The sequence below is a fragment of the Streptomyces griseobrunneus genome (genome assembly GCF_046713465.1).
In the GTDB taxonomy this organism is placed as follows: domain Bacteria; phylum Actinomycetota; class Actinomycetes; order Streptomycetales; family Streptomycetaceae; genus Streptomyces; species Streptomyces microflavus.
In genome coordinates this window covers 4,370,610-4,391,656 of record NZ_CP177080.1, presented here as the reverse complement: position 1 = coordinate 4,391,656, position 21,047 = coordinate 4,370,610, and the positions used below count along the sequence as shown (strand labels likewise).

Genomic DNA, 21,047 nt, shown 5'->3' with positions numbered 1-21,047 from the left:
GCGGCGTTCCCTCATGCGGCTCCCAGCGCGGGGGCCGGTTTGCCCGGGAAGTCGGCGGGCGGGCTGAGCCGCTGGCCCGGGTAGCCGCCCATCTCGTACTTCAGCAGCTTCGCGGCCTTCTCCGGGTCGGTCTCCCCCTCACCGTACGAAGGACAGAGCGGGGCGATGGGGCAGGCGCCGCAGGCCGGTTTTCGGGAATGGCAGATGCGGCGGCCGTGGAAGATCACCCGGTGCGAGAGCATCGTCCACTCGCTCTTGGGGAAGATGTCGGCGATCACCGCCTCGACCTTCACCGGGTCCTCCTCGTCCGTCCACTTCCAGCGCCGGACCAGCCGCCCGAAGTGTGTGTCCACGGTGATGCCGGGGACACCGAAGGCGTTGCCCAGCACGACGTTGGCGGTCTTGCGGCCGACACCGGGCAGCTTGACCAGGTCCTCCAGCCGGCCGGGGACCTCACCGCCGAAGTCGTCCCTCAGGGCCGCGGAGAGGCCGAGGAGCGACTTGGTCTTGGCCCGGAAGAAGCCGGTCGGCCGGATCAGCTCCTCCATCTCCTCCGGGACGGCCGCCGCCATGTCCTCGGGGGTCGGATAGGCGGCGAAGAGCGCGGGAGTGGTCTGGTTGACCCTCAGGTCGGTGGTCTGGGCGGAGAGGACCGTGGCGACGAGCAGCTCGAAGGGGTTACGGAAGTCCAGCTCGGGGTGGGCGTACGGATAGACCTCGGCGAGCTCGCGGTTGATCCGGCGGGCGCGGCGGACCAGCGCGAGGTGCGATTCGGCCTCGGGCACCTTGGCTGCCTTGAGCTCCTTGGCCGCCTTGGCCGTCTTGAGTTCCTTGACCGCCTTGGGCGCCTTCGGCGCGGTCGAGGTCCTGGGGGTCTCGGGCGTCGTTCCGGACTTTGACGATGTCACTGCGGACCTCCTGGCCGACTTCCGGACCGGCTTCCCGGCCCTCCGGGGGAGCCATTTGCGGCACTCTCCGGGCGAACCGGGGAGTGTTCGCCCACAGCGGAATCGCGCTGCTCCGACACCCCATCAGCCCCCTCGGCCTGCGCTCTCCCCGGCATTCTGGACACCCGGCCAGCCTAGAGCCAGCCACTGACAACCGCCCCGGTCACCGCGTATCCACCCCCGATCGGCCCCCTGCCGTAGGGACCGGCACTCCCGTGCGTCAAACTGGTTTGTGATTGATCGCACTGTTTTACCGTCCGGCATGATGGGGACCACGGTTCCCTGAACAGGCCGACAAGGAGAGAACTCGTGGACGACGTTCTGCGGCGCGCCCCGCTTTTCGCGGCGCTCGATGATGAGCAGGCCGCGGAGCTCCGCGCCTCGATGAGTGAGGTGACCCTCGCGCGCGGCGACGCGCTTTTCCACGAGGGCGACCAGGGTGACCGCCTGTACGTGGTCACCGAGGGCAAGGTGAAGCTCCACCGCACCTCGCCCGACGGGCGCGAGAACATGCTGGCCGTGCTCGGCCCCGGCGAGCTGATCGGTGAGCTCTCGCTCTTCGACCCCGGCCCGCGCACGGCGACCGCCTCCGCGCTGACCGAGGTCAAGCTCCTCGGCCTCGGTCACGGCGACCTGCAGCCCTGGCTCAACGCCCGGCCCGAGGTCGCCACCGCGCTGCTGCGCGCGGTCGCCCGGCGTCTGCGCAAGACCAACGACCAGATGTCCGACCTGGTCTTCTCCGATGTGCCGGGCCGTGTCGCCCGTGCCCTCCTGGACCTGTCGCGCCGCTTCGGCGTCCAGTCGGAGGAAGGCATCCACGTCGTTCACGACCTCACCCAGGAGGAGCTGGCCCAGCTGGTCGGCGCCTCCCGCGAGACGGTCAACAAGGCCCTCGCGGACTTCGCGGGCCGTGGCTGGCTGCGGCTGGAGGCCCGCGCGGTCATCCTGCTGGACGTGGAGCGCCTCGCGAAGCGTTCGCGATGACCGGGTGATGTGACCTGACGCGAGGCGCCCCGCGCCGACCTGACGTACTCCGGTCGGCGCGGGGCCCTTCCGTTCACGCGGCTCCCTACGGGCTCACGCGGCTCCCCCTACGTTCACGGGAGCGCTGTCCGTTCGCGCGGGCCGCTTCAGATGAGCCCGTGTCCGGCGAGGTACTCCAGCTGCGCCCGTACCGACAGCTCGGCGGCCGGCCACAGGGAGCGGTCCACGTCGGCGTACACCCGGGCCACCACGTCCGACGGCGTGCGGTGCCCCGCCTCCACCGCCGTCTCGACCTGGGCCAGCCGGTGCGCGCGATGAGCCAGGTAGAACTCCACGGCCCCCTGCGCGTCCTCCAGGACCGGTCCGTGGCCCGGCAGCACCGTGTGCACGCCGTCGTCGACCGTCAGGGAGCGCAGCCGCCTGAGCGAGTCCAGGTAGTCGCCGAGCCGCCCGTCCGGGTGCGCGACCACCGTCGTACCGCGGCCGAGGATCGTGTCGCCCGTCAGCACCGCCCGGTCCGCGGGCAGATGGAACGAGAGCGAGTCGGCGGTGTGGCCCGGCGTCGGGACCACCCGCAGTTCCAGGCCGCCGGTGGTGATCACATCGCCCGCCCCGAGGCCCTCGTCCCCCAGCCGCAGCGCCGGATCCAGGGCCCGTACCTTCGTCCGCGTCAGCTCGGCGAACCGCCCCGCGCCCTCCGCGTGATCAGGATGACCGTGCGTGAGCAAAGTAAGGGCCACGCGGCGCCCGGACCGCTCCACCGCGTCGATCACGGCCCTCAGGTGACCGTCGTCGAGCGGCCCCGGGTCGATGACGACCGCGAGACCGGAGCCGGGCTCGGCGACGATCCAGGTGTTGGTGCCGTCGAGCGTCATCGCGGACGGGTTCGGCGCGAGGACGTTGACCGTACGGGCGGTCGCGGGCCCGGAGCCCACGGTTCCGCGCGGCTGCCCCGGGAGGGCGGCTGCGTCGCTCATCCCGCACCGCCGCTCTCGCCCGCCGTGGGTACGTGCTTGGTGAACTCGTCGTGCCCCGGCCAGCTCAGCACCAGCTCATCCCCCTCCAGACGGGCCTGCGCGAGTACGGGAGTCATGTCCTGGACGTCCGCTGCCCCGAGCGCCTCGGCGGCCGTCCTGAACGGCGTCAGGGCCCGCAGCGTCGAAACGGTGGGCGGCATCATCAGCAGCTCGCCCAGGTCGTAGCGGCGGGCCGCCTCCGTCGGCGCGATCCACACCGTACGGTCCGCCTCGGTGGAGACGGCACGGGTGCGCTGCCCTTCGGGCAGCGCGGCGACGAAGAACCAGGTGTCGTACCGCCTCGGTTCGAACTCCGGGGTGATCCAGCGGGCCCAGGCGCCCAGCAGGTCCGAGCGGAGCAGCAGCCCGCGCCGGTCCAGGAACTCCGCGAAGGACAGGTCGCGGGCGACCAGCGCCTCGCGGTCGGCCTCCCAGTCGGCCCCGGTGGTGTCGCCGACCACCGTCCCGGCGGTCTCCCCGGCGAGCAGGACGCCCGCCTCCTCGAAGGTCTCGCGCACCGCAGCGCAGACGATGGCCTGCGCCTCGGTGACCGTCGCGGCGCCGAGCCGGCCGGCCCAGTGCTCCAGCGAGGGCCCGGCCCACCCGATCAGCCGGTCGTCGTCGCGCGGATCCACTCCGCCACCCGGATAGGCGTACGCGCCTCCGGCGAATGCCATGGAGGTCCGCCGGCGCAGCATGTGCACAACGGGACCACCCGGGTCGCCCTTCGCTCCCGGGCCGCCCCTGGCTCCCGGATCGCGGAGCAGCATCACGGTGGCGGCCCGCCGGGGAGTCACGGCCGTCAGCTCACCGGCGGCGAGGGCCCGGATCCGGTCGGGCCATTCCGGGGGGTACCACTGACCTTGGGACATGGCCGGAGGCTATCCGGAACCGCGCCGATGTTCGAGAGCTTCCGTGATCATCGCCGGGGCCCGACATGTCCCGTACACACGCGCATCTCCCGTACACACGCGATCCCGCCCGGTCGCGTGACCGGACGGGATCGGAAAGAACGTCGAGAGGCTTCGTACGGCTCAGGCGCCGAGAGGGTTCGTACGGGCTCAGGCGTCGACGAGCTCGACCTGGACCTCGACCTCGACCGGGGCGTCCAGCGGCAGCACGGCGACGCCCACGGCGCTGCGTGCGTGCACACCCTTGTCGCCCAGGACCGCGCCCAGCAGCTCGCTCGCACCGTTGATCACGGCGGGCTGCCCGGTGAAGTCGGATGCCGAGGCGACGAAGCCCACGACCTTCACCACGCGCTTGATCCGGTCCAGATCACCGGCGACCGACTTCACGGCGGCCAGGGCGTTGAGCGCGCAGGTCTTCGCGAGCTCCTTCGCCTCGTCCGGCGTCACCTCGGCGCCGACCTTGCCGGTGACGGCGAGCTTGCCGTCCACCATCGGGAGCTGGCCCGAGGTGTACACGTACACCCCGGACTGCACGGCCGGCTGGTACGAGGCCAGCGGCGGCACGACGGCGGGCAGGGTCAGGCCGAGCTCGGCGAGGCGCGCCTCGACGGCGCCCGCCACTACGCCTTCTCCCGCTTCAGGTAGGCCACGAGCTGCTCGGGGTTGTTCGGGCCGGGAACGACCTGGACCAGCTCCCAGCCGTCCTCGCCCCAGGTGTCCAGAATCTGCTTGGTCGCGTGCACGAGAAGGGGCACGGTCGCGTATTCCCACTTGGTCATGGGCCCGACTGTAACGCCTGGCACCCAAGGTCCCGTGCGTAGCCCGGGGCCGGACTGGTTAGGCTCGAATACGTGAGCAGGTTCCAGGTCGTCAGCGGCAAGGGTGGTACCGGTAAGACCACGGTCGCCGCCGCCCTCGCGCTCGCCCTCGCGACCGAGGGCAGGCGCACCCTCCTCGTCGAGGTCGAGGGCAGACAGGGCATCGCCCAGCTCTTCGATTCCGACGCGCTTCCCTATGAAGAGCACAAGATCGCCGTCGCGCCCGGCGGCGGCGAGGTGCACGCGCTGGCGATCGACGCCGAGCTGGCACTCCTCGACTACCTCCAGATGTTCTACAAGCTCGGCAGCGCGGGCCGGGCGCTCAAGAAGCTCGGCGCGATCGACTTCGCCACCACCATCGCGCCCGGGGTCCGGGACGTCCTGCTGACCGGCAAGGCGTGCGAAGCCGTACGCCGCAAGGACAAGCAGGGCCGGTTCGTCTACGACTACGTGATCATGGACGCCCCGCCGACCGGCCGCATCACGCGCTTCCTGAACGTCAACGACGAGGTCGCGGGGCTGGCCAGGATCGGCCCGATACACAACCAGGCCCAGGCCGTGATGCGGGTCCTGAAGTCCCCGCAGACCGCGGTGCACCTGGTTACCCTCCTGGAGGAGATGCCGGTCCAGGAGACCGCCGACGGCATCGCCGAACTGCGTGCCGCCGACCTCCCCGTGGGCCGCGTCATCGTGAACATGGTGCGCCCGCACCTGGTCGACGAGGAGACCCTGCGCACCGCCGCGAGCGGCCGCCGCAAGGAGATCGCCAAGACGCTGACCCGCGCCGGAGTGACGGGCTCCGCCGCCCTCGTACGGCCCCTGATCGAGCAGGCGGCCGAACACGCCCAGCGCGTCGGCCTGGAGCGCGAGCAGCGCGCCGTGCTGGCCGGGCTCGGACTGCCGACGGCCGAGCTCCCGCTGGTCGGCGACGGGGTGGACCTGGCCGCGCTGCACGAGCTGGCCGCGGAGCTCCGTAAACAGGGCATAGGGGAAGGGGCGGACACATGACGCAGGCCACGGACCACACCCCGGAGCCGGCCCCCGGGCTGGACACCGACGCGCTGCTCGACGACGCGGCCATCCGGATCATCGTCTGCTGCGGCTCCGGCGGCGTCGGCAAGACCACCACGGCCGCCGCCCTCGGTGTACGGGCGGCCGAGCGCGGCCGGAAGGTCGTCGTCCTCACCATCGACCCGGCCCGCCGACTCGCGCAGTCCATGGGCATCGACCGGCTGGACAACGTCCCGCGCCGGGTCGACGGCATCGGCGGCGAGGGCGAACTGCACGCCATGATGCTCGACATGAAGCGGACCTTCGACGAGACCGTGGAGGCACACGCGGACGCGGACAGGGCCCGCGCGATCCTGGAGAACCCCTTCTACCAGTCCCTGTCCTCCGGGTTCGCCGGTACACAGGAGTACATGGCGATGGAGAAGCTCGGGCAGCTGCGGGCGCGCGACGAGTGGGACCTGATCATCGTCGACACCCCGCCCTCACGCTCCGCACTGGACTTCCTCGACGCTCCGAAACGGCTCGGCTCGTTCCTGGACGGGAAGTTCATCCGCCTGCTGATGGCGCCCGCGAAGGTGGGCGGCCGGGCCGGGATGAAGTTCCTCAATGTCGGTATGTCGATGATGACCGGGACGCTGGGCAAGCTGCTCGGCGGCCAGTTCCTGCGGGACGTCCAGACGTTCGTCGCCGCGATGGACACCATGTTCGGCGGCTTCCGAAGCCGCGCGGACGCCACGTACAAGCTGCTCCAGGCCCCTGGTACGGCATTCCTCGTGGTCGCGACCCCGGAGCGGGACGCGTTGCGCGAGGCCGCCTACTTCGTGGAGCGCCTGGCGGCGGAGGACATGCCGCTGGCCGGTCTAGTCCTCAACCGGGCGCACGGCAGCGAGGCTTCCCGGCTCTCCGCCGAGCAGGCTCTGGCCGCCGCAGAAAATCTTGACGACGCCCGCATTGTGGATCAGACGGCCGGGAAGGCTGGCTTTGGTGACCAGGAGGCCCCCGACCCGGCGGCCACCGACCCCGAAGCCACCGCGCCGTCGCTCTCCCCCGAGCACGAGACCGAGCACCGGACCCCGCACAAGAACACCGAGGACCAGGATCACGAGGACACGCACGAGCCGCACGCGAAGAACACGACGGACGGCACCCCCGACATCGCCGGCGCTGCCGAAGCCCCTCTGCAGCCTCTGCAGCCCTTGCACGTCGATGAACTGACGGCAGGTCTGCTGCGTCTGCACGCCGAGCGCATGCAGGTCGTCGCCCGCGAACAGCACACACGCGACCGGTTCACCGAGCTGCACCCCGAGGTCCCGGTGACCGCGGTGGCCGCGCTGCCCGGCGATGTGCACGACCTGGACGGCCTGCGGGCCATCGGCGACCGCCTCGCGACCGGCTCCGCCCCAGCTCCGGCCGGAGCGGCGTAGACCTCCCGCAACACCCGCCTCGGGCGCCCTGCCGGAGCGACCTACCCCGCGGCGGCGTACGTCTCGTGCAGTTCGTCGTCCTCCAGCCCGATCACCGCGGGCAGAATGCCGGTGGACCGCTCGTACTCACTGCGTGCGGTCTCCAGCAGACGGCGCCACGACGTGACGGTGGGCCGGCGGCGCAGCAGTGCGCGGCGCTCCCGCTCCGTCATCCCACCCCACACGCCGAACTCGACGCGATTGTCCAGCGCGTCGGCCAGGCACTCGGTCCGCACCGGGCATCCGGTGCACACCGCCTTGGCCCTGTTCTGCGCTGCCCCTTGTACGAACAGTTCATCCGGATCGGTAGTGCGGCAGGCTGCCTGCGCACTCCAGTCGGTTACCCAGCCCATGCCGGCGCCGTCCTCTCCCGAATCGAGGCTCCCCCACGGCGGTAGCGGCATATTCACCGCTGCCAGTTGAGGACGTTACGGAAGGTGGGGACAGCACAACACCCCCTTCGGGCCCAATCTTGAATGGTCCGAACGGACTATGCGTATGCGGCAGATCACCCAGGGGAGTGAGGGGAAGACATGCGCGACTAACTCCGCGAAAACGGGACAGTACACCCGAATGGCAACGGACGTTCAGTGACACACGGGGCGTTTTCGGGAGCGCCGCGATGTGCGATTCACCTGTACGTCGGCCGGGAGAAGAATGACCAGAAGAGGTGCATGGGGCAGCAGGGGGGTTGATACGGAACCGGACTGCTGTGACAGTTGAGAGCAGCTTAGGCCAAGGCCTGCACGCCTGTCCGGCGAATGAGAACGTAGGCGCCTCACATCGCTGTGTCGTTTCGCTGTGGCGTTTGCCGTGCCGTCTTCCGCACCGGGTCCGCAAGCGCCACCCGTACCCGGATGTCACGGTCTGGTACGCGAACGCTCCGAGAGGCCCCTGCTCCTACAGAACGCTCATAACTACGGATTAGGCTGCCCCCATGCCAAAGAAGCGCTCGGGCGGGGGTCTCACCACGACCCAGCAGGCCGCCAAGTTCCTCGGTGTCGCCGCGCTCTCCGGAGCTGTCCTGGCAGGCATCGCGCTGCCCGCAGCCGGAGCGTTGGGGCTCGCCGCCAAGGGGACGGTCGAAGGGTTCGACGAGATCCCCTCCAACCTCAAGACTCCGCCGCTCAGCCAGCGGACCACGATCCTGGACCGCGACGGCGGTGCGATCGCGACGGTCTACTCGCGCGACCGGACCGTGGTCCCGCTCAAGGACATCTCCCCGTACATGCAGGACGCGATCATCGCGATCGAGGACTCCCGCTTCTACGAGCACGGGGCTGTCGACCTCAAGGGCATCCTGCGTGCGATGAACCGCAACGTACAGGCAGGTGGGGCCGCGCAGGGCGCGTCGACCCTCACCCAGCAGTACGTGAAGAACGTCTTCGTCGAGGAGGCGGGCGACGACCAGGAGAAGGTCGCGCAGGCCACCCAGCAGACGCTCGGCCGCAAGGTCCGCGAACTGAAGTACGCGATCCAGGTCGAGGAAGAACTCGGCAAGAAGAAGATCCTGGAGAACTACCTCAACATCACGTTCTTCGGTCAGCAGGCGTACGGCGTCGAGGCCGCGTCCCAGCGGTACTTCTCCAAGCACGCCAAGGACCTGAAGGTGGAGGAGGCCGCGCTGCTCGCCGGCATCGTCCAGTCGCCGACCCGCTACGACCCGGTCAACGACACGGAGGAGGCCACCAAGCGCCGTAACACCGTGCTGACCCGGATGGCGGCCACCCGCGCCATCACGCAGGCCGAGGCCGACAAGGCCATGGAGACCCCGATCAAGCTGAAGGTCCGCAAGCCGAAGAACGGCTGCATCACGGCCGTCAGCGGCTCCGGGTTCTTCTGCGACTACGTACGCAAGACGATCCTGACGGACCCGGCGTTCGGCAAGACCGAGGAGGAGCGCTCCAAGCTCTGGAACCTCGGCGGGCTCACCGTCAAGACCACGCTCGACCCGCGCGCCCAGCAGGCCGCCAACGAGGCCGCGACCGCGAGGGTCAACAAGGACGACAAGTTCGCGGCGTCGGTCGTACAGGTGGAGCCGGGCAGCGGCAAGATCCTCTCCATGGGCCAGTCCCGCCCGTACGGCCTGGACCAGAAGCAGAACGAGACCGTGCTCAACCTCGCCGTCAGCAACAAGATGGGCGGCAGCACGTACGGCTTCCAGGTCGGCTCGACGTTCAAGCCGTTCACCGCGGCGGCGGCGCTGGAGAAGGGCATCACCCCGGCGACGTCGTTCTCGACGGACTGGAAGATCACCCTCAAGGAGCAGGACTTCCGGAACTGCACCGGCTCCCCCGCGGGCTATGCGGACTGGCCCCTGCAGAACGAGCTGGAGTCCGAGAAGGGCTCCTGGGACATGACGAGCGCGCTCGGCAAGTCCATCAACACCTACTTCGCGCTGCTGGAGCAGAAGGCCGGCCTCTGCGAGACCGTGGAGATGGCGAAGAAGGTCGGCTACGAGCGCGGTGACGGCAAGAAGATCGTCGAGGCGCCCTCGATCACCCTCGGCAGTGAGGTGAGCACCCCGCTCTCCATGGCCAGCGCGTACGCCGCGTTCGCCAACCGGGGCACGTACTGCACGCCGATCGCCATCGAGTCGATCACCGACCCGAACGACAAGAAGATCAAGGTCCCCGAGACGCAGTGCTCGCGGGCGATGAGCGAGAACACCGCGGACACCATCAACCAGATGCTCAAGGGCGTCGTCGAGGACGGCACCGGTACGCAGGCCGGGCTGAGCGACCGGGACAACGCGGGCAAGACCGGTACGACGAACGACCGCAAGGACGCCTGGTTCGTCGGGTACACACCGAACCTCTCCACCGCGGTCTGGGTCGGGGACGACATCGGCGAGAAAAGCTCGATGTTCAACGTCACCATCGGCGGCCAGTACTACCCCAAGGTCTGCGGTGGCTGCCTCCCCGGACCGATCTGGAAGATCGCCATGACCGGCGCGCTGAACGCCTCCGAGACTCCGCAGTTCAACCCCGTCTCCGTCCCCCGGGCGAAGATGAAGGAGGACAAGGAGAAGGAGAACGGCGACCGTGACGGTGGCCGTGGCGACGACGACGGGGACCGCGAGGACGGCAAGCCCGGCGGCATCCAGCTCCCGCCCGGCCTGATCGGCGGCGCCGGCGGCGGCGGTCAGGACCAGGACCAGCGGGGCGGCGGCAGGTCCGGCCCCTGACGCGTAGGCGTAGAGCGGAGCTAGCAAGAAGGGTGGGGCGCCCGGTCGATGAACGGACCGGGGCGCCCCACCCTTCTTGCTAGCTCCGCTCTACGCGCTCAGCGCTTCTTCACTCCGCTGTACGCGCTGCTTCTCTTCTTCTACTCCGCCATACGCGCTCAGCCCGCGAGGAGCTTCTTCACCGCGGCGGCGACCCGGCCGCCCTCGGCGAGACCGGCCACCTTCGGGTTGACGATCTTCATGACGGCGCCCATGGCGCGCGGCCCCTCGGCTCCGGCGGCCTTCGCCTCTTCGACGGCGGACGCCACGATCGTGTTCAGCTCGTCGTCGGTGAGCTGCTTGGGCAGGTAGCTGTCGAGCAGCTCGCCCTCCGCCTTCTCCCGCTCCGCCTGCTCGGCCCGGCCGCCCTGGGCGAACGCCTCGGCCGCCTCACGGCGCTTCTTGGCCTCCTTGGCGATCACCTTCTGCACCTCGTCGTCGGAGAGCTCGCGCGCCGACTTGCCGCTGACCTCTTCCTTGGTGATCGCGGTGAGGGTGAGCCGAAGGGTGGACGAGGTCAGCTCGTCGCGCGCCTTCATAGCCGTGTGGAGGTCTTCCTTGAGCTTGGACTTGAGCGTGGTCATGCCGTGATTGTGACAGGTGCGGGGTGCCCGCCGCCCTCCGGTTTTCCGCGCATCGCACCGTGTCTGCGACGATGGACACATGCGCGCACGCTACGGAGTACCCCTGAAAGTCACGGCAGTCGGCGCAGCGGTCGGGGCTGCCGGCCTCGCCTACGCCGCCGGGTTCGAGGCCCGCTCGTTCCGCCTGCGGCGGGTGACGGTTCCCGTACTCCCGCACGGCGCACGGCCGTTGCGCGTCCTCCAGGTTTCCGACATCCATATGGTGAGCGGCCAGCGCAAGAAGCGCGCCTGGCTCCAGTCGCTGGCCGGGCTGCGCCCCGACTTCGTCGTGAACACGGGCGACAACCTCTCCGACCCGGAGGCCGTTCCCGAGGTCCTGGACGCGCTGGGCCCGCTGATGGAGTTCCCGGGGGTGTACGTCTTCGGCTCCAACGACTACTACGGCCCGAAGCTGCGCAACCCGGCGCGCTATCTCCTGGAGAAGGTCCAGGGCAAGCACGGCCTCAACGGCAACGAGCCCGCGGTCGGTGTCGTGCACAACCCGTGGGAGCCGATGCGCGACGCCTTCGACGAGGCGGGCTGGCTGAACCTGTCGAACACCCGCGGCCGGCTCAAGCTGGACGGCATGGAGGTCGCGTTCACGGGCCTGGACGACCCGCACATCAAGCGCGACCGGTACGCCGAGGTCCAGGGCGGCCCTACGCGCGGCGCCGACCTCTCCATCGGCGTGGTCCACGCCCCGTACCTGCGCTCCCTGGACGCCTTCACAGCCGACGGCTACCCCCTCATCCTGGCGGGCCACACCCACGGCGGCCAGCTGTGCATCCCCTTCTACGGGGCCCTGGTCACCAACTGCGACCTGGACACCGACCGGGTCAAGGGCCTGTCCAGCCACACGGTGGGCGACCACCGCGCCTACCTCCACGTCTCCGCAGGCTGCGGCACCAACCGCTACACCCCGGTCCGCTTCGCCTGCCCGCCTGAGGTCACACTGCTGACGCTCACGGGGCGGGCGTGAAGGGCGGGGCCGGGCACCGGACCCGGTCGAAGGCCGCAGGTCCCAGCACCGGAGAAAGCGGATTTCGCCTCCGGCCGCAGGTGGGCTAAAGTAATCGATGTCGCCGGGAGACCGGTGGGCATCGGGGTGTAGCGCAGCTTGGCAGCGCGCTTCGTTCGGGACGAAGAGGTCGTGGGTTCAAATCCCGCCACCCCGACAGCTAAGCAGCAGGTCAGAGGGCCGGTACTGATTCCAGTACCGGCCCTCCGGCTTTGTGCGTGAACCCGACGTCACCTGTGATGATTCACCGATGTTGAACGTCACCTGCGCGGACGACGCCGAAAGCGCGGCTCTCCTGCTGACCACGATGCACCGGCTGCAGAAGCAGCTGGAGGATTCCACCTCTCAGCTCTACATCGCCTACGACTTCGGGAATGAGTCTGGACTGGTACATGACATCTTGATCGAAAAGCACGACGCGGGGCCTGAAATGCGGCTCCACCACTGCTTCGGCTTCTTCGCGGAGGGCGATTCGGACGTCAGCGAGCTGCGGTTCTCGGCGGGTCTGACCATCACCTCGGCCGGGTGCAGCGTTGAGGCCATGGTGGATGTCGACCTTGCACGACCTCTGGGAGAGTTCGGCGCCGGTGCCCACACTCTCCTTGTCGATCGGATCCATCAGCTTTCCCTCATGGACGCCCTGAGCCGTCTGGAGGAGCAGGTCACGGCGCTCTGCACCGCGGACGATGTCCCGAACCGTCTGGGTCTCCCCGCGCGGTGATCGCGGTCGTCTCCTCGACGGCACCACAAGAGGCCGTCCCGGTCCGATGCGGGGCACCCTGATCGATTCCATCACCGTGGTGAACTGAGTGCAGAGCAGGGTGGCCCATGTCCGATCGGCAGAATCGATCAGCCCCTGTGCGCACGGCCCGGCATGTTCATGGAGGAGCTGCACGACTCGTTCCAGCCCAAGAGGTTCGAGTCCGTGCATCCGCATGCGCTGAAGTCGGTGCTTGAAGACGCCAGCATGCTGGCCTGCGGGTTGCGTCCGTCTCCCACCCAGTAGGCGGCGTCGCGGCTGCGATTGCCGCCATCCGATCGGCGCCACCTCAAGGGCACCAGGCTGCTGTCGCGCCCCGAACGCCAGGTCTCCGCGGTCCCCGCGGCAGGGCCGCCCAGGCGCACTGGAGGGGCTCGGCTCGTACCTCGTGGCCTTGGTCGTCAGGCAGGCATCGCCTCTTCGGTCCGGTTGAGCCGTTCGGTTGGACCTGGGTGCGGGGAGGGGGCCTTCGGTGTCCCTCGTGCGGGTGGAATCGATGCGGAGGCAGGGGGCTGCGGGGGCACAACATTTCCTTGAACTTAGCTGTTCCGGCACGGAGTTGAGGGTTTATCTACGCGCGGAGCATCGGGCCCCGATCGATCATCCGGGCATATCAGACGACTTCTTGCGCGGGCATTACCGGTGGGTACCGCGAGCTGCTAGAAACTGCATCGCTCCTTCAACCCCCACCCCCCCCACTTCGAAGGATCGGCAGCCATGTCCGTACGCAGGTTCTGGGCATCCCTATCCACTCTCGCACTCGCCGCCGTGGCCTCTCTCGGTGTTGCCGGGGCCGCCGTCGCGGCGGACTCGGTCGCGGCCGGCGGCTATGTCGCGCTCGGTGACTCCTACTCCTCCGGTGTCGGCGCCGGGGACTATCTCCCCGACAGCGGCGACTGCCGGCGCAGCGCCAATGCCTATCCGCAGCTGTGGGCGGCGGCGAACTCCCCCACCTCGTTCGCCTTCGTCGCCTGCTCCGGCGCCACCACCGCCTCCGTCGCCAGTGGCCAGCTCGGGGCCCTGGACGCGTCGACCGCGCTCGTCAGCGTTACGGCCGGAGGCAACGATGTCGGGTTCGCCGACGTCATGCAGGACTGCGTTCTCGGGAGCGAGGCCACCTGCATCAGCAGCGTGAACGCCGCGGTCGGTGAGATGAACAACTCCCTTCCCGGGAGCCTTGATTCGCTGTACGGGAGCATCCGCGCCGGAGCGCCCTCGGCCCAGGTCGTCGTCCTCGGCTATCCACGCTTCTACCAGCTGTCGGGCAGCTGCATCGCGGGGCTCACCGAGGCCGAGCGGACTGCGATCAACGACGCAGCGGACGTACTGAACGGGGTCCTCGCCAAGCGGGCCGCCGATGCCGGGTTCACCTTCTCCAGCGTCGTCGACGAGTTCACCGGGCATGAGCTGTGCTCAGGTGACGCCTGGATCCACAGCGTGACCGTGCCCATCCAGAACTCCTACCACCCCACGGTCGCAGGGCAGTCGGGCGGCTACCTGCCCGCCTTCCGGTCGGCGGTGTAACGGGTACGAGCGCCGGTGCGGAGGTGGCTCGTCGGGTGAACCGGCGGGCCGCCTTCGCGCGGTCGGGGCCCGGGAGCTCAGTTCAGTACCGCTCCACCAAGTGCTCGCGGCCCTCCGGGGGTTCGTACGACTCCGGCCAGAAGTCCGTCACACCGGTGATCCGGCCCCGGTCGTCGAAGGTGAAGAAGTGGATGGCGTGCATCTCCTCCGCGCCGACCGTGAACTCGGTCCGTGCGGCGGCCTGCCGGCCCTCCGCGTCCGCGACGATCCGCTCGATCCGGGCGTGCCAGTCGCCCGGGTACTCCTCGTTGAACCGGACGTAGCGGTCCTTGCCGTGGATACGTTCCCGGGTCTGCGGCAGCTCGTACACCACATCGTCGGCCAGGGTCGCCGCGAAGGCGTCCCAGTCGCGGGCGTCGGCCGTCGCCCAGTACGCCTCCACCGCTGCGCGCAGGCCGGCTGTGGTGATGGTCCTGCTGGTCTTGTCCGTCATGGGAGTGAGTGTGGCGTGCGGCACTGACAATCGGCCCGAGAGCCGCCGCTGAGCTGCGGTTATACCTCGTTCGGCTTGGGGCGCGTCGCTTTCAGCGAGTACATCAGCGGGACCCTCGGGCGGTCCGACGGGAAGCGGTAGTGGCCGTCCGTGCCCCGCTCCAGCTTGCCGAAGCGGGGGAAGAGCGTGGCGTCGTGCTCGCGGAGGAACTCGATCCGCAGACCGGCCGCCGCCAGCGCCGTCACCACCTCGCCCACCGGGTGCTGCCACTCGACGCTGCGGTTGTGCACGGTCGGCGCGTCGAAGTCGGCGTACGTCCCGGGGGTCTCGTCCACCCAGGCCTCACGGCTGAAGTAGTCGTGGGTGACGACCGAGCCGGTCCCGTCGTCCAGTGTGTCGGTGAGGGGGTGGAACTCCGCCAGGTAGAGGAACCCTCCGGGCGCGACCAGCGAGGCCGCGGTCTCGGCCCAGCGCTCGATGTCGGGCAGCCAGTTCAGCGCGCCGGTGCCCGTGTAGACGATGTCGTACGAGGAGTCGGGGACGGCCGTCGGGGCGTCGTACACATCGGCCGTCACGAACGCCGCGCGGTCCGGGCCCAGACCCAGCGATTCCGCGAGGCCGCGGGCGGTCTCCACTGCGGGCTCGGAGAAGTCCAGACCCACCACCTGCGCGGCACCGTGCCGCGACCAGGACAGGGTGTCCAGGCCGATGTGGCACTGGAGATGCAGGAGGGTCTTCCCCGTGACGTCGCCGACCTCTGCGAGCTCGAACGGGCGCAGCGCGTCCTTGCCCGCCCGGAACGCCTCCAGGTCGTAGAAATCGCTCGCCACATGTATCGGCACGCGCTCGTCCCAGCGTGCACGGTTGGCGTCCTGCCAGTCGTCCGGCGTCGGGGAGTACATAACCGGAAAGTTACCCACAGGGCGGGAGGGGTGCGACTGGATATCCACAGGCGGAGGGGTCCGGTCATATCTTCGCAAGGGGGTTGTGGACAGGCTTCTCCGGCCGGGCGCGGGATCGGGTTGGATGGAGGGCATGAGCGAATCAGAGAACGTCTCGACCATGCCGGAGTGGGAGCAGCGGTTCCGCGCGCCCAGGGTGTCCCTGCCCGACTGGGCCGAGGACGCGCCTGACCGCTCGCTCTTCGTCTCCAACGCCACCGGGACCTACGAGCTGTACGCGTGGGACCGTGCGAGCGGGCAGCAGCGCCAGGTGACCGACCGGCCCAACGGGACCACCGACGGCGTGCTGACGCCGGACGGTGAAGCCATCTGGTGGTTCAGCGACACCGACGGCGACGAGTTCGGCGTGTGGATGCGCCAGCCCTTCGGGGGCGGGGAGGACGAGCCCGCCGCCCCGGGTCTCGCGCCCTCGTATCCGGCGGGCCTCGCCATCGGGCGCGACGGGTCCGCGGTGATCGGCCGTTCCACCGACGAGGACGGGACGACCATCCATCTCGTACGGCCGGCAGGCGGCGGCGAGTCCGTCGAGATCTACCGGCATCGGGAGTCCGCCGGTGTCGGAGACCTGTCGCACGACGGGACCCTCATCGCGCTGGAGCACACCGAGCACGGCGACGCCATGCACTCCGCGCTGCGCGTGGTGCGCCCGGACGGTTCCACGGTGGCCGAGCTGGACGACACCGAGGGCGGCACCAAGGAGCTCGGGCTCGCCGTGCTGGGCTTCGCGCCGGTGGCCGGTGACACCCGGCTCCTCGTCGGGCACCAGCGCCGGGGCCGCTGGGAGCCGATGATCTGGGACCCGGTCGCGGGCACGGAGACCGCGCTCCCCGTCGACCTGCCCGGTGACGTGGGTGCCGAGTGGTATCCGGACGGCTCCGCCCTGCTCATCGAGCACAGCTTCGAGGCCCGAAGCGAACTGTGGCGGTACGAGCCGGGGGCCGCGGGCCCCGTGCGCGTGGAGACCCCCGCCGGGACGGTGTCCGGTGCCACGGCCCGGCCGGACGGCACGGTGGAGTACCTCTGGTCGTCGGCCGCGCAGCCGCCCGTGGTGCGGTCGACGAGCGGTGCGGTGGTCCTGGACCCGCCGGGTGCCAAGGCCCCGGCGTCGGTGGCCGTCGAGGACGCGTGGGTGGAGGGGCCGGGCGGCCGGATCCACGCCCTCGTGCAGAAGCCGGCGGGGGATGGCCCGTTTCCCACCGTCTTCGAGATCCACGGCGGGCCCACCTGGCACGACAGCGACGCCTTCGCCTCCGGCCCGGCGGCCTGGGTGGACCACGGCTTCGCCGTCGTACGGGTCAACTACCGGGGCTCGACCGGGTACGGCCGCGCCTGGACGGACGCGCTCAAGCACCGGGTCGGCCTGATCGAGCTGGAGGACATCGCGGCCGTGCGGGACTGGTCGGTCAAGTCCGGGCTCGCGGACCCGCAGCGGCTGGTCCTGGCCGGCGGGTCCTGGGGCGGCTATCTCACCCTCCTCGGCCTCGGCACCCAGCCCGACGCCTGGGCGCTGGGGCTGGCCGCCGTTCCCGTCGCGGACTACGTCACGGCGTACCACGACGAGATGGAGGCCCTGAAGGCGATGGACCGCACGTTGCTGGGCGGCACTCCGGAGGAGGTTCCCGAGCGCTTCGAGGCCTCGTCGCCGCTGACCTACGTCGACGCGGTGCGCGCCCCCGTCTACATCTCGGCGGGCGTCAACGATCCTCGGTGCCCCATCCGTCAGGTGGAGAACTACGTGGACCGCTTGGCGGCGCGCGGCGCGGTGCACGAGGTCTACCGGTACGACGCCGGGCACGGCTCGCTGGTGGTGGAGGAGCGCATCAAGCAGGTGCGGCTGGAGCTGGAGTTCGCCCTGAAGCACCTGGGGGGTGGGGACGTCCTGGGGGCGTAGGACGCGGAGGGGGCGGAGGGGGCGTTGAGCGCGGAGGGGGCGTTGAGCGCGAAGAGGCGCTGAGCGCGGAGGGGGCGTTGAGCGGTGGGGCGGGGGTCTGCGGGGGCGTAAGAGGCGGATAAAGGGGCGACCCCGCTCCGGGGGGCCGGAGCGGGGAACCGTACCTTGGTGGGGTGTACCGGTTCCTGCTGACCCCGCGATGGTGGGGGATCAACCTCTTCGTCGTGCTGGCCATCCCGTTCTGCGTGTTCATGGGCACCTGGCAGCTCGGCCGCTTCGAGGACCGTGTGCAGTCGCACGAACAGGCGGAGAAGCAGCCCGATCCGAGCACCCGGGCCGCGAAACCGCTGGACGAGCTGCTGCCCGTCGACAAGGTGACGTCCGGCCGCCCGGCCATGGCGACAGGGACGTACGGCGACCAGTTCCTGGTCCCCGGCCGTGAACTGGACGACCGCCAGGGGTTCTACGTCCTGAACCTGCTGCGGACCGAGGGGGGCAAGGCCCTGCCGGTGGTACGGGGCTGGCTGGCCGGTACCGCGAGCGGTGCCCGGGTGCCCGCCGCGCCGCAGGGCGTGGTCACCGTGACCGGGGACCTCCAGGCCTCCGAGAACATCCACAGCGACGGCGTCGACGCCAGGGGCGGGCTCCCCGAGGGCCAGCTCGGCATGATCAGCGCCGCGGCCCTGGTGAACCTGGTCGACTACGACGTGTACGACGCCTGGGTGACGCTTCCCGAGGCGGAGGCGGGCGGTACGGGCGGCGCGATGAAGCCGGTGCCCGCCGCCGCCCCGGCGGGCAGCGGTCTCGACCTGAAGGCGTTCCAGAACCTGGGGTACACGGGTGAGTGGTTCGTCTTCGCGGGCTTCGTGTTGTTCATGTGGTTCCGACTGGTCCGCCGCGAGGCCGAGGCCGTCCGCGATGTCGCCCTCGGGTTGGTCCCGGAGGGCGGTCCGGAGGGCGGGCAAGCCGGTCCGGAGGCCGGTCCTGAGGGCGCCGGTGCCTCGGAGGCCGAGGCCGCCGCGCAGGACCTCACGGGCAGGACTCCGGAAACCGCTCAAGGTTCGTAGGCTCGGCCGGGTAGGGCAGGGCGGCCCGAGGCCGTCGCGGTCCCGCCCCAGGACCTTCCAGAGGCTGTCGCGCGCGGTCTCGCTCGCCCCGGGGCTTTGCGGGGTTACGAGGTGGCCAGGACGCCCGTTCGGTAGATCGTGCCCGAGCAGGCGTTGTTGATCTTCGTCTCGGCTGTGGGGGCGCCCGTCTCCGGTGTGTGCGTCACGGCGATGCTGCCGTCCACCGTGCCGCCGTCCTGGTGCAGCGACTGCGCCTCGGGGCCGGACTGGCCGGAGCCCTCGCCCGTCGATCCCCCGGTGCCGTCCGCCGACGGAGTGGGGGTGGGTGAGGGCGGCACGGTCGGGCAGGTGTCGGCCGGCACCCAGGCGAACTGCACCTCGTACGCCATGGAGGGCTTCAGCAGCACCGTGCCCGGCTCCCGCGAGGGGTCGGGGAGGCCGGGTGCCGCATCGCCGGCCGTGTGCTGGATCACGTTGATCTTGAGCGGGTCCGCGGCGCCGAGGGCCGTGAAGCCGACGGTGCCGTTGCTGCTGACCGTGCAGTCCGCCCCGGACACGTTCGCGATCTTGAAGCTGCCGTACACCCTGCCCTCGGCGTCCGGAGAGCCCGCTCCCGCGGAGGCGACGCCGAGCTGGCCCGGGTCGCAGACCGGCAGGGCGGCGAGATCCATGCTCGGGGGCACGGGGGCCCCGCCCGTCGCGGCTCCGCCCTCCGGGTCGTCGGCGTTGTCCGACGAGGGGCTGCCGGACGGGTCCGGTTCGCCGGTGCCGCCCCGGCTCTCCTGGTCGGTGGGCTCCGCGGTCCGGTCGCCCGGCGCCTGGGGGCCGGGCTCCTCCCCGTTGCCGCCCTGCGCCTGCTCGCCATGTCCGGCGATGGCGGGAAGTGCGGTGGACGGGCCGTCCGAGTTCGCCACGTGCACGAAGGCGGGGACCGCGGTGCCGATCAGCAGCGCCGCCGCGGCCGCGCCGACGACGGCCTGGCGTCGGCGGGCGCGCCGGGCGGGAACCGCGCGTTGCAGATGCTCAAGGGTTCGGTCGGAGGGTTCGAGGTCGCCCACGGCGCCGTGCAGCATCCGGCGCAGGACCACCTCGTCCAGCTCGCCGTCGGCGCCCATGCCCATGCCCATGTCCGTACAGGTACCGGTACCGGTACCTGTGCCCGTACCGGGACCTGTGGCCGTGTCCGTACCGGTGTCGGTGCCGGCACTGCCGGTGCCGGCACCCGTTCCGCGCCCGCCCCGGCCGCCCCCGAAGAGGTCGGTGAGCGTGCCGGCGGCACCCTCTGCAGCGCCGACGGCACCGCTACCGGTCCCACTACCGGTCCCGCTGCCGGTCCCGGCACCGCCGTCGGCGTCATCCGCTCGCGGCGCAGGCGACGGCCCGGGTTCCGGGCTCTCGTCCGGCTCGCGTTGCGCGCCCTCGTCGTGCGGACCGTCCGGGCGATCCAGGTCGGTGTGCGGGGTCTTCTCGGGCCCGTGGTTCACAATTCCGTTTCCCGTCGGGTCATTCTCGTGCCTGTGCTCGTGCCGGTGCGGGTGCCCGCTCATGCCTGGGCCTCCATCACGACGCGCAGCGCCGCGATACCGCGGGAACCGTACGCCTTGACGGACCCCAGCGAGACTCCCAGCGTCTCCGCGACCTGAGCCTCCGTCATGTCCGCGAAGTACCGCAGCACCAGCACCTCGCGCTGGCGCCGCTGGAGCCCCTTCATGGCCTTGATCAGCGCGTCCCGCTCCAGCTGGTCGTAGGCACCCTCCTCCGCACTCGCCATGTCCGGCATGGGCTTGGACAGCAGCTTCAGCCCGAGGATGCGGCGGCGCAGCGCGGAGCGCGAGAGGTTGACGACGGTCTGGCGGAGGTACGCGAGGGTCTTCTCCGGCTCCCGCACGCGGTTGCGCGCGGAGTGGACGCGGATGAACGCCTCCTGCACCACGTCCTCGCAGGACGCGGTGTCGTCCAGCAGCAGGGCCGCGAGGCCGAGCAGCGAACGGTAGTGGGCGCGGTAGGTCTCGGTGAGATGGTCGACCGTGGTTCCTGCTGCCACCGTCTCGTCAGCACCCCCGCGCTGCGAGGGCAGTTGAGCCGGGCGTGCAGCGGGCATGGGCGCGATCACCGGCATGCCGCCGGGCGCGCGGGGCCGCCGGAGCGGACGCACGGTCGCGCCTCGCAACGGGCCCACCACTGTGATGTCGAGAACCTCTGCCACGCCTGTTGGACACGCTGCCCCCCGTCAGGGTTGTACGCGTACGGCGCCACGTTCGGCGCTGTGCGACATGCCCTCATACGTACCTGCTCTTCCCCGAATGCCCCGTAAATGCGTCCCCGTCACGCAA

General features: G+C 70.4%; 20 protein-coding genes and 1 tRNA gene. 10 read left to right on the top strand and 11 right to left on the bottom strand.

Annotated features, from left to right (window positions below):
* Nucleotides 1-11 precede the first annotated feature (11 nt).
* Nucleotides 12-758, bottom strand: coding sequence for an endonuclease III (gene nth, locus ACK8N7_RS20055; protein WP_055560815.1), 747 nt, complete (start codon nucleotides 756-758; stop codon nucleotides 12-14).
* Between the two features lie 498 nt (nucleotides 759-1,256).
* Between nth and ACK8N7_RS20050 the strand changes: the two genes are divergently transcribed.
* The gene (locus ACK8N7_RS20050) at nucleotides 1,257-1,931 is read left to right on the top strand and encodes a Crp/Fnr family transcriptional regulator (RefSeq protein WP_003967450.1); all 675 of its coding nucleotides are present in this window, start codon (nucleotides 1,257-1,259) and stop codon (nucleotides 1,929-1,931) included.
* Nucleotides 1,932-2,077: 146 nt separating this feature from the next.
* Here ACK8N7_RS20050 and ACK8N7_RS20045 read toward each other — a convergent pair whose 3' ends face one another.
* The 4 genes from ACK8N7_RS20045 to sp36 form a co-directional block, all read right to left on the bottom strand.
* On the bottom strand, nucleotides 2,078-2,908 hold the full coding sequence (locus ACK8N7_RS20045) for an MBL fold metallo-hydrolase (protein ID WP_403214607.1): 831 nt from the start codon (nucleotides 2,906-2,908) through the stop codon (nucleotides 2,078-2,080).
* Nucleotides 2,905-3,819, bottom strand: coding sequence for an NUDIX hydrolase (locus ACK8N7_RS20040; protein ID WP_500443528.1), 915 nt, complete (start codon nucleotides 3,817-3,819; stop codon nucleotides 2,905-2,907). The genes ACK8N7_RS20045 and ACK8N7_RS20040 overlap by 4 nt, the downstream gene beginning before the upstream one ends.
* A gap of 189 nt (nucleotides 3,820-4,008) precedes the next feature.
* Nucleotides 4,009-4,479 (bottom strand): RidA family protein, encoded by a 471-nt coding sequence (locus tag ACK8N7_RS20035; protein WP_030588418.1) that lies wholly within the window; start codon nucleotides 4,477-4,479, stop codon nucleotides 4,009-4,011.
* On the bottom strand, nucleotides 4,479-4,637 hold the full coding sequence (gene sp36, locus ACK8N7_RS20030) for a Sp36 family protein (protein WP_003967454.1): 159 nt from the start codon (nucleotides 4,635-4,637) through the stop codon (nucleotides 4,479-4,481). The genes ACK8N7_RS20035 and sp36 overlap by 1 nt, the downstream gene beginning before the upstream one ends.
* Before the next feature lie 72 nt (nucleotides 4,638-4,709).
* Between sp36 and bagA the strand changes: the two genes are divergently transcribed.
* Both bagA and bagB read left to right on the top strand, forming a co-directional pair.
* Nucleotides 4,710-5,684: an ATPase BagA gene (gene bagA / locus ACK8N7_RS20025; protein ID WP_403214602.1), complete on the top strand. Its 975-nt coding sequence runs from the start codon at nucleotides 4,710-4,712 to the stop codon at nucleotides 5,682-5,684.
* Nucleotides 5,681-7,111, top strand: coding sequence for an ATPase BagB (bagB, locus tag ACK8N7_RS20020; protein WP_500443525.1), 1,431 nt, complete (start codon nucleotides 5,681-5,683; stop codon nucleotides 7,109-7,111). Before bagA ends, bagB begins: the two co-directional genes overlap by 4 nt.
* A 41-nt stretch (nucleotides 7,112-7,152) precedes the next feature.
* Here bagB and ACK8N7_RS20015 read toward each other — a convergent pair whose 3' ends face one another.
* On the bottom strand, nucleotides 7,153-7,503 hold the full coding sequence (locus ACK8N7_RS20015; RefSeq protein ID WP_266927671.1) for a WhiB family transcriptional regulator: 351 nt from the start codon (nucleotides 7,501-7,503) through the stop codon (nucleotides 7,153-7,155).
* A gap of 584 nt (nucleotides 7,504-8,087) precedes the next feature.
* Between ACK8N7_RS20015 and ACK8N7_RS20010 the strand changes: the two genes are divergently transcribed.
* Nucleotides 8,088-10,337: a transglycosylase domain-containing protein gene (locus ACK8N7_RS20010; RefSeq protein WP_403214597.1), complete on the top strand. Its 2,250-nt coding sequence runs from the start codon at nucleotides 8,088-8,090 to the stop codon at nucleotides 10,335-10,337.
* 158 nt (nucleotides 10,338-10,495) lie between these two features.
* On the opposite strand, the gene ACK8N7_RS20005 is transcribed toward ACK8N7_RS20010, so the two are convergent.
* A complete protein-coding gene (locus ACK8N7_RS20005) occupies nucleotides 10,496-10,960 on the bottom strand; it encodes a GatB/YqeY domain-containing protein (protein ID WP_015609459.1) in 465 nt (154 codons plus the stop codon).
* 79 nt (nucleotides 10,961-11,039) lie between these two features.
* On the opposite strand from ACK8N7_RS20005, the gene ACK8N7_RS20000 reads away from it, so the two are divergent.
* From ACK8N7_RS20000 to ACK8N7_RS19985, 4 genes are all read left to right on the top strand, one after another.
* Nucleotides 11,040-11,978 (top strand): metallophosphoesterase, encoded by a 939-nt coding sequence (locus ACK8N7_RS20000; protein WP_403214593.1) that lies wholly within the window; start codon nucleotides 11,040-11,042, stop codon nucleotides 11,976-11,978.
* Between the two features lie 122 nt (nucleotides 11,979-12,100).
* Nucleotides 12,101-12,174: transfer RNA gene (locus ACK8N7_RS19995), tRNA-Pro, on the top strand.
* Nucleotides 12,175-12,267: 93 nt separating this feature from the next.
* A complete protein-coding gene (locus ACK8N7_RS19990) occupies nucleotides 12,268-12,738 on the top strand; it encodes a hypothetical protein (RefSeq protein ID WP_500443522.1) in 471 nt (156 codons plus the stop codon).
* Nucleotides 12,739-13,494: 756 nt separating this feature from the next.
* Nucleotides 13,495-14,301: an SGNH/GDSL hydrolase family protein gene (locus tag ACK8N7_RS19985; protein WP_403214529.1), complete on the top strand. Its 807-nt coding sequence runs from the start codon at nucleotides 13,495-13,497 to the stop codon at nucleotides 14,299-14,301.
* Between the two features lie 82 nt (nucleotides 14,302-14,383).
* Here the strand turns inward: ACK8N7_RS19985 and ACK8N7_RS19980 are convergent, their stop codons facing one another.
* Both ACK8N7_RS19980 and ACK8N7_RS19975 read right to left on the bottom strand, forming a co-directional pair.
* A complete protein-coding gene (locus ACK8N7_RS19980) occupies nucleotides 14,384-14,794 on the bottom strand; it encodes a nuclear transport factor 2 family protein (protein WP_500443520.1) in 411 nt (136 codons plus the stop codon).
* 59 nt (nucleotides 14,795-14,853) lie between these two features.
* Complete coding sequence (locus ACK8N7_RS19975) at nucleotides 14,854-15,696, bottom strand: class I SAM-dependent methyltransferase (RefSeq protein ID WP_500443518.1); 843 nt, start codon at nucleotides 15,694-15,696, stop codon at nucleotides 14,854-14,856.
* Between the two features lie 124 nt (nucleotides 15,697-15,820).
* Between ACK8N7_RS19975 and ACK8N7_RS19970 the strand changes: the two genes are divergently transcribed.
* Together ACK8N7_RS19970 and ACK8N7_RS19965 are read left to right on the top strand one after the other, a co-directional pair.
* Nucleotides 15,821-17,647 carry a S9 family peptidase gene (locus ACK8N7_RS19970; protein WP_500443516.1) on the top strand — a complete coding sequence of 609 codons (1,827 nt, stop codon included), beginning with the start codon at nucleotides 15,821-15,823 and terminating at the stop codon, nucleotides 17,645-17,647.
* Nucleotides 17,648-17,820: 173 nt separating this feature from the next.
* The gene (locus ACK8N7_RS19965) at nucleotides 17,821-18,714 is read left to right on the top strand and encodes an SURF1 family protein (RefSeq protein WP_403214523.1); all 894 of its coding nucleotides are present in this window, start codon (nucleotides 17,821-17,823) and stop codon (nucleotides 18,712-18,714) included.
* A gap of 104 nt (nucleotides 18,715-18,818) precedes the next feature.
* Here the strand turns inward: ACK8N7_RS19965 and ACK8N7_RS19960 are convergent, their stop codons facing one another.
* Together ACK8N7_RS19960 and ACK8N7_RS19955 are read right to left on the bottom strand one after the other, a co-directional pair.
* Complete coding sequence (locus ACK8N7_RS19960) at nucleotides 18,819-20,261, bottom strand: hypothetical protein (RefSeq protein ID WP_500443514.1); 1,443 nt, start codon at nucleotides 20,259-20,261, stop codon at nucleotides 18,819-18,821.
* Nucleotides 20,258-20,920, bottom strand: coding sequence for a SigE family RNA polymerase sigma factor (locus ACK8N7_RS19955; protein WP_355083471.1), 663 nt, complete (start codon nucleotides 20,918-20,920; stop codon nucleotides 20,258-20,260). Before ACK8N7_RS19955 ends, ACK8N7_RS19960 begins: the two co-directional genes overlap by 4 nt.
* Nucleotides 20,921-21,047: the final 127 nt, after the last annotated feature.